At 64.7% G+C, this 14,657-nt stretch carries 17 protein-coding genes; 2 read left to right on the forward strand and 15 right to left on the reverse strand.

Features of this window, described 5'->3' with window-relative positions; genetic code table 11:
- Window positions 1-73: 73 nt before the first annotated feature.
- A complete protein-coding gene (locus tag QX051_RS06095) occupies window positions 74-877 on the reverse strand; it encodes a response regulator (protein ID WP_315713838.1) in 804 nt (267 codons plus the stop codon).
- A gap of 196 nt (window positions 878-1,073) precedes the next feature.
- On the opposite strand from QX051_RS06095, the gene QX051_RS06100 reads away from it, so the two are divergent.
- A complete protein-coding gene (locus tag QX051_RS06100; protein ID WP_315734569.1) occupies window positions 1,074-1,310 on the forward strand; it encodes a NepR family anti-sigma factor in 237 nt (78 codons plus the stop codon).
- Complete coding sequence (locus tag QX051_RS06105; RefSeq protein ID WP_006612137.1) at window positions 1,311-1,859, forward strand: sigma-70 family RNA polymerase sigma factor; 549 nt, start codon at window positions 1,311-1,313, stop codon at window positions 1,857-1,859. It begins immediately after the preceding gene.
- Between the two features lie 142 nt (window positions 1,860-2,001).
- On the opposite strand, the gene QX051_RS06110 is transcribed toward QX051_RS06105, so the two are convergent.
- From QX051_RS06110 to urtB, 14 genes are all read right to left on the reverse strand, one after another.
- Complete coding sequence (locus QX051_RS06110) at window positions 2,002-3,657, reverse strand: HWE histidine kinase domain-containing protein (RefSeq protein WP_315734572.1); 1,656 nt, start codon at window positions 3,655-3,657, stop codon at window positions 2,002-2,004.
- Between the two features lie 296 nt (window positions 3,658-3,953).
- Window positions 3,954-4,577, reverse strand: a complete 624-nt coding sequence (gene ureG, locus QX051_RS06115; RefSeq protein ID WP_315753407.1) for an urease accessory protein UreG — start codon at window positions 4,575-4,577, stop codon at window positions 3,954-3,956.
- A 69-nt stretch (window positions 4,578-4,646) separates the two neighbouring features.
- Window positions 4,647-5,375, reverse strand: a complete 729-nt coding sequence (locus tag QX051_RS06120) for an urease accessory protein UreF (RefSeq protein WP_409998074.1) — start codon at window positions 5,373-5,375, stop codon at window positions 4,647-4,649.
- Window positions 5,356-5,973, reverse strand: coding sequence for an urease accessory protein UreE (locus QX051_RS06125; RefSeq protein WP_315775469.1), 618 nt, complete (start codon window positions 5,971-5,973; stop codon window positions 5,356-5,358). The genes QX051_RS06120 and QX051_RS06125 overlap by 20 nt, the downstream gene beginning before the upstream one ends.
- 27 nt (window positions 5,974-6,000) lie before the next feature.
- On the reverse strand, window positions 6,001-6,300 hold the full coding sequence (locus tag QX051_RS06130; RefSeq protein WP_315734580.1) for a putative quinol monooxygenase: 300 nt from the start codon (window positions 6,298-6,300) through the stop codon (window positions 6,001-6,003).
- 47 nt (window positions 6,301-6,347) lie between these two features.
- Entirely contained in the window at window positions 6,348-8,063 is a 1,716-nt protein-coding gene (gene ureC / locus QX051_RS06135; RefSeq protein WP_315775470.1) for an urease subunit alpha, read from the reverse strand.
- Between the two features lie 54 nt (window positions 8,064-8,117).
- Window positions 8,118-8,657 (reverse strand): HD domain-containing protein, encoded by a 540-nt coding sequence (locus QX051_RS06140; protein WP_315775471.1) that lies wholly within the window; start codon window positions 8,655-8,657, stop codon window positions 8,118-8,120.
- 4 nt (window positions 8,658-8,661) lie between these two features.
- Window positions 8,662-8,967, reverse strand: coding sequence for an urease subunit beta (locus QX051_RS06145; RefSeq protein ID WP_315775472.1), 306 nt, complete (start codon window positions 8,965-8,967; stop codon window positions 8,662-8,664).
- 131 nt (window positions 8,968-9,098) lie between these two features.
- Window positions 9,099-9,401 carry an urease subunit gamma gene (locus QX051_RS06150; protein WP_015669637.1) on the reverse strand — a complete coding sequence of 101 codons (303 nt, stop codon included), beginning with the start codon at window positions 9,399-9,401 and terminating at the stop codon, window positions 9,099-9,101.
- A gap of 48 nt (window positions 9,402-9,449) precedes the next feature.
- Window positions 9,450-10,286: an urease accessory protein UreD gene (locus tag QX051_RS06155; RefSeq protein WP_315775473.1), complete on the reverse strand. Its 837-nt coding sequence runs from the start codon at window positions 10,284-10,286 to the stop codon at window positions 9,450-9,452.
- Between the two features lie 60 nt (window positions 10,287-10,346).
- A complete protein-coding gene (gene urtE / locus QX051_RS06160) occupies window positions 10,347-11,042 on the reverse strand; it encodes an urea ABC transporter ATP-binding subunit UrtE (protein ID WP_315734594.1) in 696 nt (231 codons plus the stop codon).
- A gap of 111 nt (window positions 11,043-11,153) precedes the next feature.
- Window positions 11,154-11,915: an urea ABC transporter ATP-binding protein UrtD gene (urtD, locus tag QX051_RS06165; protein ID WP_315775474.1), complete on the reverse strand. Its 762-nt coding sequence runs from the start codon at window positions 11,913-11,915 to the stop codon at window positions 11,154-11,156.
- 4 nt (window positions 11,916-11,919) lie between these two features.
- Entirely contained in the window at window positions 11,920-13,083 is a 1,164-nt protein-coding gene (urtC, locus tag QX051_RS06170; RefSeq protein ID WP_315775475.1) for an urea ABC transporter permease subunit UrtC, read from the reverse strand.
- Window positions 13,080-14,642 carry an urea ABC transporter permease subunit UrtB gene (gene urtB / locus QX051_RS06175; protein WP_409998075.1) on the reverse strand — a complete coding sequence of 521 codons (1,563 nt, stop codon included), beginning with the start codon at window positions 14,640-14,642 and terminating at the stop codon, window positions 13,080-13,082. The genes urtC and urtB overlap by 4 nt, the downstream gene beginning before the upstream one ends.
- Between the last annotated feature and the right edge of the window lie 15 nt (window positions 14,643-14,657).

A 14,657-nucleotide genomic window follows, 5' to 3' on the forward strand; every position in this document is an offset into this window, starting at 1 on the left:
TGTTGGGGCTACAAACGAAGCCGGCGCGCTCCATGACGAACGCGCCGGGACGACATCGTACACCGTGACCTGATCAGGCCGCCGGCTTCGGCATCCGGTTGCGCGAGTTGCGCTGGAAGAAAAGAGCCTGGCTGGCGACTGCCGACACCATGGCCGGCTGGAACGGCTTGGAGATCAGGAACGCCGGCTCGGGCCGCTCACCGGTGAGGAAGCGCTCCGGATAGGCGGTGATGAAGACCACCGGAACCTCGAAGGTGCGCAGCAGCTCGTTCACGGCATCCAGGCCGGACGAACCATCGGCGAGCTGAATATCAGCCAGGATCAGACCGGGCTTCTTGTTCTTGGCGAGAGCCACCGCGTCGGCATGGGTTCGCGCCACGCCGATGACGTTGTGGCCGAGATTCTTGACCAGGCTCTCGAGGTCCATCGCGATGAAAGTCTCGTCCTCGATGATCAGCACATCGGTAGCGATTTCGGCAGCGAGCTCCCGTCCGGCGGCATCCGCCAGCCGGCGGGTTTCGGCAACGTCGATATCGAGGATGAAGGCCACTTCCTCCTCGGGAAAACCCTCGAGCGAGAGCAGCAGGAAGGCCTGGCGTGGCAAGGGCGTGATGTTGGAGAGCCGCCGCTCCGGCGGCATCGGCAGGGTCGCCACTTCGGCGTCGTCGTTGAGGGCCACCGAGTTCCAGATCTGCGTGAACAGCCGGAACAGCGCAGCCCGCGGTCCATAGCGCTCGTCCAGCAGAGCCGGATCCTGAATCAGGGCCTCGAGCATCGCTCCGACATAGGCGTCTCCGGAACCCTGGCTACCGGTGAGGGCCCTCGCATACCGGCGCAACAGCGGCAAATGTTCAGCAACAAGCTGTGATCGGCTCATCCCCACTCCATTCGGTCATCTGGGCTTCCCGCCCGGGTTCCATCATGGGCTGATTACGCCCGAACCGACGAAAAGTTCCCCAAACGCGTGGAACTTTTGTCGCCCCGTCGCATTAGTTCCCGGCAGACCCTCTCGGTGGCGAGAATAATTCTTGAAGCTTCAGGGACTTAACTCTCGGGGAAACGTGGAAAAGGTCATGAAAGATGTAAAGTCTCAAGCCAGCAAGAATGCGGCACCGCGCAAGCCCGGCGGACTGAACGCGGAAATTCAATCCAGGATCGGTCATCAACTCCGCGCGATGTACGACGACGTCGTCCGTCAGGGAGTGCCGGACCGCTTCGCGGAGTTGGTGCGGAAGCTTGATGCGCCGGCAGCACAGTCCCACGTGGAAAACGGCGGGGGATCCAACGACCAAACCGACGGGAGGGAGTGAATGCCTCTCACTGATTCCTTGCGGGACGATATCCTCGCGGCCGTCCCCAGCCTTCGCGCATTTGCGATTTCCTTAAGTGGTAACAGCGATCGCGCCGACGACCTGGTGCAGGAAACCCTGCTCCGGGCGCTGGCCAACATCGACTCGTTCCAACCGGGATCGAATCTGCCTGCCTGGCTGTTCACGATCCTGCGCAACCTGTTCCGCTCCGACTACCGCAAACGCCGGCGCGAAGTGGAAGATGCCGAAGGCAACTACGCCAAGACGCTCAAGACGCATCCCTCGCAGGGCGCGCATCTTGAGTTCGAGGAGTTCCGTGCGGCACTCGAGAAGCTGCCTCAGGACCAGCGCGAGGCACTGATCCTGGTCGGTGCATCGGGCTTCTCCTACGAGGATGCGGCAGCGATCTGCGGCTGCGCGGTGGGCACCATCAAGAGCCGCGTGAACCGCGCGCGCTCGAAGCTGGCAGCGCTGCTCTATGTCGAAGGCGCCGAGGATTTCGGCCCCGACGAAACCGTGCGGGCGGTGATCGGCGGCAGCGGCGGCTGATCAGCCAAGCCGTCGCAAACAATCCAGCAAAGAGGCGGCTCCCGAAAGAGCCGCCTCTTCTTGTTGTTGAACTTGTTGTTGTTGAACAGTTACGCCGGGCATCGTGCGCCTTGATATCCTGTTCACTGACGAGCCCGGCGAGCTATCGCGGCGGATGCACCGGCGCGGAGAACTGCTCGGTGCGATCGCGCTCGGTCATGTCGATGACGGTCTCCATCGGAGCGGTCAGCTCATAGACATAGCTCGCCTCGGTGAAGAAGCGTTTTGACGTGCCACCGAGTGCTTCCGGCGCAACGCGATCGAGTAGGATCAGTCCGAAATCGCTGTCGGGCCGCCGCGTCGCTTCACTGGTATTCAATTCCTCCCAACGGAAGTGGAAAACGGCATTCGGCTCTTCGCCCGTCACCTCCCATCTGGCGGTGATGTGCGGGTGCTTTCCCACCAGCGAGAGGCCCTCGTCCGAGTGCGAGGCGAGTTCGAAGAACAGCAGCGAAAGGCTCTGCGCGGCACGCGCGCTCACGGTGATGTCGGGTCCGTTGACCGCAATCCTCTCGGCATGCGGGATGGCGCGAGCTTCGAACAGCCCGCGCAGCTGCACGCCTTGCCACTGGCTCTCGCTGAGCAGCGTGACGACGTTCGACATCGCATGGATCCGCCCGATCAGCAGCTCGCGCGCGACGTCCATGTCGCTGCCATGACGCAGCGTTCGCGTCACGATGGACTGGATCACTGCCAGGATGTTCTTGACCCGGTGGTTCAGCTCGTCGATGACCGCCGTCAGTCGGCGCTCGAAGCCGATCCGCACCTGGATTTCGCGGCTCAGGCGCAGATTGTTGTAGGCGACGTAGCCGAACAGGCCGCAGATGATGCCGGTGAGCGCCATCCCGATGACGCCGACGATCGCCGCGGTCTGTTGCGCACGCCGGACCGCATTGCTCTTGGCGTAATAGACCAACGACCAGTCGTGATTGCCGAAGGCCACGGTGCGGGTCGACGACGGAGCAGGATCGTCCGGCCCGCGGGTCCGGCTCGTCACCGCCCCCTGATCATTGGCAACCAGCTCGTCCGACGCGTTGCGCGGGTCCTTCAACGCCACCGAGAACAACGACAGATCGTCATTGGTAAGCAGCAGCGGCCCGATCTCGTACGAAAAGGTCACGAAGCCCGCCGGTGCAGTGGCGCCTTGCGGGACGACCGGGGCTGCCAGCACGATCCCGATCGGACCATCGCTCCGCACCAGCGGAGTGGGATCGGACGCAACCGGCTTGCCCTCAGCCATGGCCCGCGCGAGCATCGGTCCGACAATCGGCTGCCGGTCGAGGGCAATACCGGGAAGCTTGGAGGTCTCGGCATTGCGTGGCTCGAGATCCATCAGAACGTCCAACGGACGATCGACGTTCGGCCCCAGCGGCGTGTCATCGAAATTGCGAATGGTCGGATTCGGGAAGCCGGCCTGGCGCAGCTCGGCTTGCGCAATGGAAAACTCATCCGGCCGCAGCCGTGCGATCCACGACGCCACCACGAAGTCGGTCTTGAACGCGTAGATCGACGATCGCAGCGGCTCCAGCATATTGGCCTTGATCACGGAGGGAGCGCGGAACAGCCCGGAGGCCACCCGGGCCAGCAGCTCACGTTCGGTCAGCCGGTCCTGCACCAGGCTGGCATGGACGTCGATGGCGCGGGCCAGCGCAATGCGATCGAGCGCCAGCTCCTGGTCGTGTACGCGGTAGGCAGCCAAGCCGGATAGCGCCGTCCCGAGCAGCGCGATCAAGCCGATGATGACACCCAGCCGGAGCACTCGTTTACTCTGAGGTAAAGGGTTGGTGGCGAAGGAGACGAGTCATCCAATAACCGGGCCTGCAACTCAAGGACGCACCTCGGGGCGACGGGAGCGATCGGAGCGATCAGCGGAAAGCGATCCCAGGATACCGGCCGTCCATCGGCCGCCGAGACGCCTTGAGCAAGGCGCACCCCGGGCCGAGGCAACACCCAGGGGCTCAAGTTGTTCCGGCCGGTTGAGGCTTTTTTGCGTCTGCCATTGCAGCAGATACCTCGCGCAACGAAGAACGGTGCGACGCAGATCAGTCCCCGCGCTCACGCCGACGGCTTGAGACCACCCTTGGCTTCGATGAAGCCGATGATCCGATCAAGCCCCTGGCTCTTCTTCAGGTTGGTCATGACGAAGGGCCGTGCGCCGCGCATGCGCTTGGCATCCGTCTCCATCTTCTCCAGAGAAGCGCCCACATGGGGCGCCAAGTCAATCTTGTTGATCACCAGAAGGTCGGAGCGGGTGATACCCGGCCCGCCCTTCGACGGGATCTTGTCGCCCGCCGCGACGTCAATGACATAGATCGTGATGTCGGCCAGTTCCGGCGAGAACGTTGCCGCGAGGTTGTCGCCGCCGGACTCGATCAACACCAAGTCGAGCCCAGGAAACTTCGCGCGCATGTCGGCCACGGCTGCGAGGTTCATGGACGCGTCCTCGCGGATCGCGGTGTGCGGACAGCCGCCGGTCTCCACGCCGGCAATACGATCCGGGGTCAGCGATCCCGAGCGAACGAGAAACTCCGCGTCCCACTTGGTGTAGATGTCGTTGGTGATCGCGGCGATGTCGTAGTTCTCCCGCATCGATTTGCACAGGAGATCCATCAGCGCAGTCTTGCCGGACCCGACTGGGCCACCGACGCCGACGCGGAGCGGACCGTGAGACGATGCCATGTCATCTACCCTTCTATCGTTCGCGCGACCGCGCGGGGCCGTGATCGGAGCAACCCTTGCCCCGCTTCATCACGACCGAAACAGCCTTGTATATTGCGTCTCGTGATGAAGGCTTGCGAGATCGGCGCGGAATGTTGCGCCGCCGATGTCGTCGAGCGAGGCGAGCAGAGCGCGGTCCGCCGTCGCGGCGACGACAGGTTCCAATGCGGCGAGCACGCGCTGGCTGTCGGTCTGCCCCAACGGTACGAGACGGCTGCCGGCGGAAATCCAGTTCGACGTGACCGCGTGCAGAAAGCCGTACAGCAGGGCCGCCAGAGGAACGCCATGAAGCGCGCCGACCAGCCCCACGGCGACCGGGTAGACGATCGTCTCGCATTGCGCCACCGCCTCGTCGAGACCTGCGCTGTTCCAGGCTGACCGTGCGATCTCGACGAAGGCACGGCCCTGCGCGGTGGTTTCGAGCTGACGTTCGCGCGACGGTACGAAAGCCGCCGCGAGCTCGGCCACCTCGCGGAGGCTGGTCCTGTCGTCCAGCTCGACCGCGCGATACGCGTGCGCGAGGAAAGCCGCATCGCAGAAGCCGGAGCCATTGGTCAGCATCGTCGCAAGCCAGCCGCGCAGCCCCGCCGCATCGCCGATGTCGCCCGCCTCGACGGCCCATTCGATGCCGCTCGAATAGGAGAAGCCGCCGATCGGAAACGCCGGCGACAGCCACGTCAGCAGCCGATACAGCGCGGCCGAATCCGCGGCGCTGATCGAGGCCGGCCGAAGCTCCGGCTCATTTGTGCTCGTGAGCATGGGAATGACCGTGATCGTGATGGTCATGGCCGCAGTGCTCGTCATGCACGTGATGATCATGCGCGTGGCCGTGGTCATGGCCGTGATGCGCATGATCGTGCCCGGCATGATCGTGATGATGATCGTGGCCGTGGTGATCATGATCATCATCGCCATGCGCATGGCTCGGCTCGGCGTAAGCACCGCCTTCCGGATCGAACGGCGCCTCGATCTCGATGACACGCGCGCCGAGACCCTTGACCATGGCCTCGATCACGTGGTCGCGGCGGATGCGCAGGCTCTTGGCCAGGATCTGCGTCGGCAGGTGCCGGTTGCCGAGGTGCCAGGCCAGCCGCACCAGGTGATGCGGATCAGCGGCGCGGATCTCGAGCAGCGGCTCGGCCGCCGCGACGACCTCGATCAGCCGGCCGTCCTCCAGCACCAGCGCATCGCCACCGCGCAGTGCGGTGGCGTGCTCGAGGTCGAGCAGGAACTCCAACCCGCGCGTTCCGGTCATGGCCAGCCGCCGCCGATGCCGGTCGTCGAAATCGAGCAGGACGGAATCGGCGGCAGCCTCTTTCCAACGATGCTGCCCAAACACGCGTGTCGCGCGGATCATGCTGAAACCCTCATTCTCTTTTTCCGCTCAGCGGACATCGACCTTCTCAGGCGTGATGATCTCGATCTTCGGCGGGGCCGACATGCATTTGACCGCGACGCGCCCGAACGTCTTCATGTGCTCGGTCGCGCGGTGCGGCACCAAGGCCTCAGCGTTCTCCCACTGCTCGACGAACACCATCTTGCTCGGATCGGTGACGCTCTCATGCAAATCATAGGCGATATTGCCGGGTTCTTTGCGGGTCCCCGCAATGCAGGCGGTCGCAGCGGCAATGAATTCCGCACGGGTTTCGGGCTTGATGGTCAAGGTGGCAACGACATAGATCACGAACTCGTCCTCCCGGTACTTTTCTGGTTCTGGTACCGGGCGGAAGCTTAGTACATGAAGTAGCGCTGCGCCATGGGCAGCACCTCGGCCGGCTCGCAGGTCAGGAGCTCGCCGTCGGCGCGCACCTCATAGGTCTCCGGATCGACCTCGATGTTCGGCGTCGCATCGTTGTGGATCATGCTCTTCTTCGAGATCCTGCCGCGGGTGTTCTGCACTGCGTAGAGCTTCTTCGAAAGGCCAAGCTTGCGGGCGAGTCCGCCGGTGACGGCCGCCTTCGAGGTGAAGATCACGGACGATGCCGTCAGCGACTTGCCGAAGGCGCCGAACATCGGCTGGTAGTGCACCGGCTGCGGCGTCGGGATCGAGGCGTTGGGATCGCCCATCGGCGCCGCGACGATGGTGCCGCCCTTGATGACACAGTCCGGCTTGACGCCGAAGAAGGCGGGCGACCACAGCACGAGGTCGGCGAGCTTGCCCTTTTCGACCGACCCGATCAGCTTCGACACGCCATGCGCGATCGCCGGGTTGATCGTGTATTTAGCGATGTAGCGCTTGACGCGGAAATTGTCGTTGTCCTTGCCCTTGTCTTGCGGCAGCGCGCCGCGCTGCTTCTTCATCTTGTCGGCGGTCTGCCACGTCCGGATGATGACCTCGCCGAGCCGGCCCATCGCCTGCGAATCCGACGACATCATCGAGAGCGCGCCAAGATCGTGCAGAATGTCCTCGGCTGCGATCGTCTCCTTGCGGATGCGGCTTTCGGCAAAGGCGAGGTCCTCGGCAATGGACGGATCGAGATGGTGGCAGACCATCAGCATGTCCAGATGCTCGTCGATCGTATTGCGCGTGAACGGCCGGGTCGGATTGGTCGAGGACGGCAGCACGTTCTTCAGGCCGGCGACCTTGATGATATCAGGCGCGTGCCCGCCGCCGGCGCCTTCGGTGTGGAAGGCGTGGATGGTGCGGCCCTTGAAGGCCTTGATCGTATCCTCGACGAAGCCCGACTCGTTCAGCGTGTCGGAGTGCAGCATCACCTGGACGTCGTAATCGTCGGCGACCGAGAGACAATTGTCGATCGCCGCCGGCGTCGTGCCCCAGTCCTCGTGCAGCTTCAGCGCACAGGCGCCGGCCTTGACCATCTCGACCAGCGCCGCGGGGCGCGAGGCGTTGCCCTTGCCGGAGATGCCGAGGTTCACAGGAAACGCATCGAACGACTGCATCATCCGGCCGATGTGCCACGGGCCGGGCGTGCAGGTGGTCGCGAAGGTCCCGTGCGAGGGGCCGGTGCCGCCGCCGAGCAGCGAGGTGACGCCACTCATCAGCGCGTGCTCGATCTGCTGCGGGCAGATGAAGTGGATGTGGCTGTCGAAGCCGCCGGCGGTGAGGATCTTGCCCTCGCCTGCGATCACGTCGGTGCCGGGGCCGATCACGATGGTCACGCCGGGCTGGATGTCGGGATTGCCGGCCTTGCCGATCGCAGAGATCATGCCCTCCTTGATCGCGACATCGGCCTTCACGACACCCCAGTGATCGACGATCAGAGCATTGGTGATGACCGTGTCGGCGGCGCCCTGCTTGTTGGTCGCCTGCGACTGGCCCATGCCGTCACGAATGACCTTGCCGCCGCCGAACTTCACCTCCTCACCATAGGTGGTGAAGTCCTTCTCGACCTCGATGATCAGGTCCGTGTCGGCGAGCCGGACCTTGTCGCCGGTGGTCGGGCCGAACATGTCGGCATAGACGGAACGCTTGATCTTGACGGACATCGATGGCCCCCACTCAGCTCTGCTTGTCTTGATTTCGAGACGCTGGCGAACCGCTCACAGCGTCCCCCGCGCGTTGGCAACCGTCTCGTCGAACAGCGCATCGAGCCGCGCGTTCACGCCGCGGCAGCCGGCGACGACCTGCTCGGCCCAGCCAAGATACTCCATCAGCTCCAACTGCTGCTCGAGGTCCGGCTCGAAGAAGATGCGCGCGCGGATATTGCTGATCTTGTCGGCGATCTTGATCTGCTTAGCACCAGCCGATTTGCCGGGAGCCGCGATGACCTGGACCGCGCGCCGCTCGCTCTTCGGCAGGGTCATGTCGTCGGTGACCTCCTCCACCATCCCGGCGACGCGCGGGCCGAAGCGCTGCGTCAGCTCGTCGTGGGTGGTGTCGGTGTCCTCGATGGTGTCGTGCAGCCAGCCGGCCGCGACGAGCTCGGCGTCCTCGCCGTCGCAGGTTGCCGACAGGATGTTCGCGACCTCGGCGAGATGATTGATGTAAGGCTCCTCGTCGCGGCCCTTGCGCTGCTGGCCGGCATGACGGCGCGCCGCCAGTTCGGCGGCTTCGGAGACGAGGCGTAATCCGGTCAGCATCGGCTTACAACTTGCCCATGACGTCGCCGCGGAAGCCGTAGACCATGCGCTTGCCGGCAAGCGCCACCAGTTGCACGTCGCGGGTCTGGCCAGGCTCGAAGCGCACCGCCGTGCCGGCGGCGATGTCGAGCCGCATGCCGCGCGCTTTTTTCCGGTCGAACTTCAGCGCCGGATTGGTCTCGAAGAAGTGGTAGTGCGAGCCGACCTGGATCGGGCGGTCGCCGGTGTTGGCGACCGAGAGCGTCACGGTCTTGCGGCCGGCATTGAGCTCGATGTCGCCGTCCTGAATGAAGAGTTCGCCGGGGATCATGAGTTACCTCGCAGGTTTCCACTGCGTCATGGCCGGGCTTGACCCGGCCATCCACGTTTTTCCATTCAGATCGAACAGCGTGGATGCCCGGGTCAAGCCGGGGCATGACGACCGAAAGAGTTGGGCTCGCTTCACCGGATCGGCTCGTGCACCGTGACGAGCTTGGTGCCGTCCGGAAACGTCGCCTCGACCTGGATGTCATGGATCATCTCGGGGATGCCGGGCATCACCTGGTCGCGGGTCAGGACCTGGGCGCCGGCCTGCATCAGCTCGGCCACGGTGCGGCCGTCGCGCGCGCCTTCCAGGATGAAATCGGAGATGATCGCGACCGCCTCGGGATGGTTCAGCTTGACGCCGCGCTCGAGTCTGCGGCGCGCCACGATGGCCGCCATCGAGATCAAGAGCTTGTCCTTTTCGCGGGGAGACAGGTTCATGCGGACTCTCTGGTGATCGTCTTCTGGTATTCGTCGGTTTGTAAACGTCTAGTTGAGCCACAACCGCGGCAGCGGTTTATTCGAAGCACAGCCGAGCACCGCCATCATGTCGGCGCGCAGACTCGCGGCATCTTGGGCACAGAAGCGCACCATTGCAAATCCATTCCAGGCCGACAGCCCGGCCTCGCCCCGGAAGGCCGGCAGGCTCTCCCTGATACGCTCGACCAACGCGACGTCCCCGGGCACGATCAGCGCGGTCCCGATCGCCGCGCCGCCCTTGGCGATGGCGGGCTGCGCAAGCTTTGCGCCGATGTCGCCGTCGAGGCGGATCGTTTCGGCGAACACGAGCTTACCGCCGCGCCGCACCCGCCAGCGATCGACGAACTCGCCCTCCCGCATCGTCTCCCCCATGGCTGTGCGCCCGAACACGACGATCTCGCAGAGCAGGAGGGAGGCGGTATCGGCAAGGTCGATGTCGATGCGGCGATGGATACGGGCGCGGTCGAACAGGATGGTCTCCTGCGGCAGCCAGGAGATGTGCGCGTTCGCCGCGGCCGTCAGCGCAATGTCGAGCTCCGCCGGCTTTCCGGCCGCGCGGTAGACCTTTTCCGCTGCGGCGCTCGAGAGCGTCACGCGGCTGTCTTCGCCGGCCGCGACCTCGATTGCGAAACGATCGCCGCCGGCGATTCCGCCCGCGGTATTGACGAACATCGCCGACAGACTGTCGTCCTCGGGCGAGGGAAAGCGCACCCGCAGCGAGCCGGATTCATGCAGATGATGACGCCGCGTCATGCCGTCCTGCAGCCGCACGTCGAAGCGCACCGCGCCGCGGGCGCGGTTGGCCTCGAAGATGTCGGCGGCGGCGTTGGCGGGATCGGCCCGCATCGATCCCCTCCCCCTGGGACCAGACGCGGGGCGAGTCCGCGTCGAGAAGCTACGTGATGATCAGAGCGCCATCTGGCGGCTGATCTCGGCCGGATCGAGGTTGGCGCGGGTGCAGGTAAATTTTACCGCGCCGCGATCCATGACCGCGAAGTTGTCGCCGAGTTCGCAGGCAAAGTCGAGATACTGCTCGACCAGCACGATCGCGATGTTGCCGAGATTGCGCAGATACGAAATCGCCCGGCCGATGTCCTTGATGATCGAGGGCTGGATGCCCTCGGTCGGCTCGTCCAGCAGCAGGACCTTTGGCCTCATCACCATGGCGCGGCCGATCGCGAGCTGCTGCTGCTGGCCGCCGGAGAGATCGCCGCCGCGCCGACCGAGCATCGATTCGAGCACCGGAAACAGCGAGAACACGTCATCGGGGATGCTGCGGTCGGCGCGCTTCAGGGGGCCGAAGCCGGTCTTGAGGTTCTCCTCGACCGTCAGCAGCGGGAAGATCTCGCGGCCCTGCGGCACGAAGCCGATGCCCTTGCGCGCCCGCTCATAGGGCTTGAGATGGGTGATGTCGGCGCCGTCGAAGGTGATGGTGCCGGAGGCCAGCGGATACTGCCCGACCAGCGCCCGAAGCAGCGAGGTCTTGCCGACGCCGTTGCGGCCGAGCACGCAGGTGACCTTGCCGGGCTCCGCCGCGATCGAGACGCCGCGCAGCGCCTGGGCGGCGCCGTAATAGAGGTTGATGTTGTCGACGGTGAGCATCAGCGACCTCCGGCCGCTGATGGGCGAATGGCGAATGGCGAATAGCGAATAGATTGAATTCTCTGCGTCATCGTCCCTTGCCCTATTCGCTACTCGCCATTCGCCGGCCGACTAACGGCCCAGATAGACCTCGATCACCCGCTCGTTCGACGACACCTGATCGATGGTGCCCTCGGCCAGCACCGTGCCTTCATGCAGGCAGGTGACCTTGACGCCGAGCTCGCGCACGAAGGTCATGTCGTGCTCGACGACCATGACGGTATGATCCTTGTTGATTTCCTTGAGCAGCTCGGCGGTCTGATGCGTCTCGACGTCCGTCATGCCGGCCACCGGCTCGTCGACCAGCAGGAGCTTCGGGTCCTGCGCCAGCAGCATGCCGATCTCCAGCCACTGCTTCTGGCCATGCGACAAGCTGCCGGCGAGCTTGCGCCTGAGGTCCTTGAGCCGCACGGTTTCGAGCACCTTGTCGATCTGCTCGGCTTCGCTTCTCGATCCGCGCCAGAACAGCGTGCCCTTGACGCTGTGGTCGACGTTGAGGGCGAGCAGCAAATTGTCCTCGACCGACTGGCTCTCGAACACGGTCGGCTTCTGGAACTTGCGGCCGATGCCGAGCTCGGCGATGCGGGTCTCGTCGAGGCGGGTGAGATCCGTCTTGCCGTCGAACAGCACCGTGCCCTCGTCGGGCTTGGTCTTGCCGGTGATGATGTCCATCATCGTGGTCTTGCCGGCGCCGTTCGGGCCGATGATGGCGCGCATCTCGCCGGGCTCGAGCATCAGCGAGAGATTGTTGATGGCGTGGAAGCCGTCGAAGGAGACGTGCACGCCGTCGAGATAGAGCAGCGACGACGTCGCGCGGGTATCCATCACGTTCATGCGCTCACTCCGCCATCTTGGGTTCGGTGACGCCGTCCTCGCGGGCGGCGCTCTCGGCGTTGGGCGTCTTGGTGCTGAGTTGATCCCACCACGTATTGAACGTGCCGATGATGCCCTTGGGCAGCAGCAGAGTGACGAGCACGAACAATGCGCCGAGCATGAACAGCCAGTACGGCGCCAACACGCCCGAGGTGAAGAACGTCTTGGCGTAGTTCACGACGACGGCGCCGAGCGCAGCGCCGACCAGCGTACCGCGGCCGCCGACCGCGACCCAGATCACGGCCTCGATCGAATTGCCGGGCGCGAACTCGGATGGGTTGATGATGCCGACCTGAGGAACGTAGAGCGCACCGGCGACGCCGGCCATGCATGCGGACAGCGTGAACACGAACAGCTTGTAGGACTCGACGCGATAGCCGAGGAAACGCGTCCGCGACTCGGCGTCGCGGATCGCGATCAGCACCTTGCCGAGTTTCGACGACACGACGGCTCGGCAGATCAGGAACGCGAGAATGAGCGCGAGACAGCTCAGTGCGAACAGCGCGGCGCGGGTGCCTTCCGCCTGGACGTTGAAGCCGAGGATGTCCTTGAAGTCGGTCAGGCCGTTGTTGCCGCCGAAGCCGAAATCATTGCGGAAGAAGGCGAGCAGCAGCGCGTAGGTCATCGCCTGGGTGATGATCGACAGATACACGCCGGTGACGCGCGAGCGGAAGGCGAGCCAGCCGAAGCAGAAGGCGAGCAGGCCGGGCACCACGAGCACCATCAAAGCTGCGAACCAGAACATGTCGAAGCCGTGCCAGTACCAGGGCAGCTTGGAATAGTTCAGGAACACCATGAAGTCCGGCAGGATCGGATTGCCGTAGACGCCGCGGGTGCCGATCTGGCGCATCAGATACATGCCCATCGCATAGCCCCCGAGCGCGAAGAACGCGCCGTGACCGAGCGAGAGGATGCCGCAATAACCCCAGATCAGGTCGATGGAGAGCGCCAGGATCGCGTAGCAGACATATTTGCCCCACAGCGCGACCAGATAGGTCGGCACCTGCAGCGCCGAGCCGGCCGGCAGCAGCAGGTTGGACAGCGGGATCAGGATGCCGCAGGCGGCAACGATCAGCACGAAGATGGTCGCGGCGCGGTCCAGCGACCTCGTCAGCATATGCGGCATCATGCTTCCACCGCCCGGCCCTTGAGCGCGAACAGGCCGCGCGGGCGCTTCTGAATGAACAGGATGATCAGGACCAGGATCGCGATCTTGCCGAGCACGGCGCCTGCCACCGGCTCCAGGAACTTGTTGGCGATGCCGAGCGTGAAGGCGCCGACCAGGGTGCCCCAGAGATTGCCGACGCCGCCGAACACCACGACCATGAAGGAATCGATGATGTAGCTCTGGCCGAGGTTGGGGCTGACGTTGTCGATCTGCGACAGCGCCACGCCGGCGATGCCGGCGATGCCCGACCCCAGCCCGAAGGTGAGCGCATCGACGCGCGAGGTGGCGATGCCCATCGACGCCGCCATGCGCCGGTTCTGCGTCACGGCGCGCATTTCCAGACCGAGCGCGGTGTAGCGCAGCATCGCGAGCAGGATCGCGAACACGGCCATCGTGAAGCAGAGGATCCAGAGCCGGTTGTAGGTGATGGTGATCTGGCCGAGTTCGAACGCGCCGCTCATCCAGGAGGGATTGCCGACTTCGCGGTTGGTCGGGCCAAACGCGGAGCGCACCGCCTGCTGCAGGATGAGCGAGAGGCCCCAGGTCGCGAGCAGCGTCTCGAGCGGCCGCCCGTAGAGGAAGCGGATGATGGTGCGCTCGATCAGCACGCCGATGGCTCCGGCCACCAGGAAGGCGAGCGGCGCGGCAATCAAGAGCGAGTAGTCGAACAGCGCCGGATAGCGGGTGCGGATGACCTCCTGGACCACGAAGGTGGTGTAGGCGCCGAGCATCACCATCTCGCCATGGGCCATGTTGATGACGCCCATGACGCCGAACGTGATGGCAAGCCCGATGGCGGCCAGCAGCAGCACCGAGCCGAGCGACAGGCCGTACCAGGCATTCTGCACGCCGGACCAGATCGCGAGCGAGCGCTGGATCGAAGCGATGGCACCTGCCGCGGCCTTGGCGACGCTTGCGGGCTGATCGCCACTGCTGATCTCGGTGAGCAGCGCCAGCGCCTCCTGGTCGCCGCGCGCCTTCACGGTGGCTACCGCTTCGAGCTTGTCCACCTCGCTGGCATCGGACTTGAACAGGAGAATTGCGGCGCGGGCCTCGGCGAGCGCCTGCTTGACCGAACGATTGGTTTCCTTGGCGAGCGCCGTTTCCACGGTCGGCAGCGTCGCCTCCTCATGCGATTTGAACACCGACTTGGCGGCCGACAGGCGCGTGTTCACGTCCGGCGACAGCAGGGTCAGGCCGCCCAACGCGGCGTCGACGCTGCGGCGCAGGCGGTTGTTGAGGCTGACCGCCGCGGCGTTGTCGGGCAGCCTGTCGACGGCGGCGCCGGTGGCGGCATCGATGATCTTGCCGTCGGTCTGCTTGACATAGACCTTCTTGGTGTCGGTATCGAACATCAGCCGCTCATCCTGCAGCGCGCTGATGATCGGATAGGCCAGCGGATTGCCCGACACGGCGATCTCGCCCACCGCATCATCGGTGTCGGAGAAATCGTCATTGGCGAACTTGGCGACGGACTCTTCGAAGCTGGCCGCGAATGCAGGCGCGGCCACGGCAATCAGGACAATAGAAAGAAG

Origin of the sequence: Bradyrhizobium sp. SZCCHNR1053 (assembly GCF_032381235.1) — a bacterium.
GTDB lineage: Bacteria > Pseudomonadota > Alphaproteobacteria > Rhizobiales > Xanthobacteraceae > Bradyrhizobium.

Coding starts and splice junctions, on each gene's coding strand:
- QX051_RS06095 (WP_315713838.1), bottom strand. CDS start 877: ATGAGCCGATCACAGCTTGTTGCTGAACATTTGCCGCTGTTGCGCCGG.
- QX051_RS06100 (WP_315734569.1), top strand. CDS start 1,074: ATGAAAGATGTAAAGTCTCAAGCCAGCAAGAATGCGGCACCGCGCAAG.
- QX051_RS06105 (WP_006612137.1), top strand. CDS start 1,311: ATGCCTCTCACTGATTCCTTGCGGGACGATATCCTCGCGGCCGTCCCC.
- ureG (WP_315753407.1), bottom strand. CDS start 4,577: ATGGCATCGTCTCACGGTCCGCTCCGCGTCGGCGTCGGTGGCCCAGTC.
- QX051_RS06120 (WP_409998074.1), bottom strand. CDS start 5,375: ATGCTCACGAGCACAAATGAGCCGGAGCTTCGGCCGGCCTCGATCAGC.
- QX051_RS06125 (WP_315775469.1), bottom strand. CDS start 5,973: ATGATCCGCGCGACACGCGTGTTTGGGCAGCATCGTTGGAAAGAGGCT.
- ureC (WP_315775470.1), bottom strand. CDS start 8,063: ATGTCCGTCAAGATCAAGCGTTCCGTCTATGCCGACATGTTCGGCCCG.
- QX051_RS06140 (WP_315775471.1), bottom strand. CDS start 8,657: ATGCTGACCGGATTACGCCTCGTCTCCGAAGCCGCCGAACTGGCGGCG.
- QX051_RS06145 (WP_315775472.1), bottom strand. CDS start 8,967: ATGATCCCCGGCGAACTCTTCATTCAGGACGGCGACATCGAGCTCAAT.
- QX051_RS06150 (WP_015669637.1), bottom strand. CDS start 9,401: ATGAACCTGTCTCCCCGCGAAAAGGACAAGCTCTTGATCTCGATGGCG.
- QX051_RS06155 (WP_315775473.1), bottom strand. CDS start 10,286: ATGCGGGCCGATCCCGCCAACGCCGCCGCCGACATCTTCGAGGCCAAC.
- urtE (WP_315734594.1), bottom strand. CDS start 11,042: ATGCTCACCGTCGACAACATCAACCTCTATTACGGCGCCGCCCAGGCG.
- urtD (WP_315775474.1), bottom strand. CDS start 11,915: ATGAACGTGATGGATACCCGCGCGACGTCGTCGCTGCTCTATCTCGAC.
- urtC (WP_315775475.1), bottom strand. CDS start 13,083: ATGATGCCGCATATGCTGACGAGGTCGCTGGACCGCGCCGCGACCATC.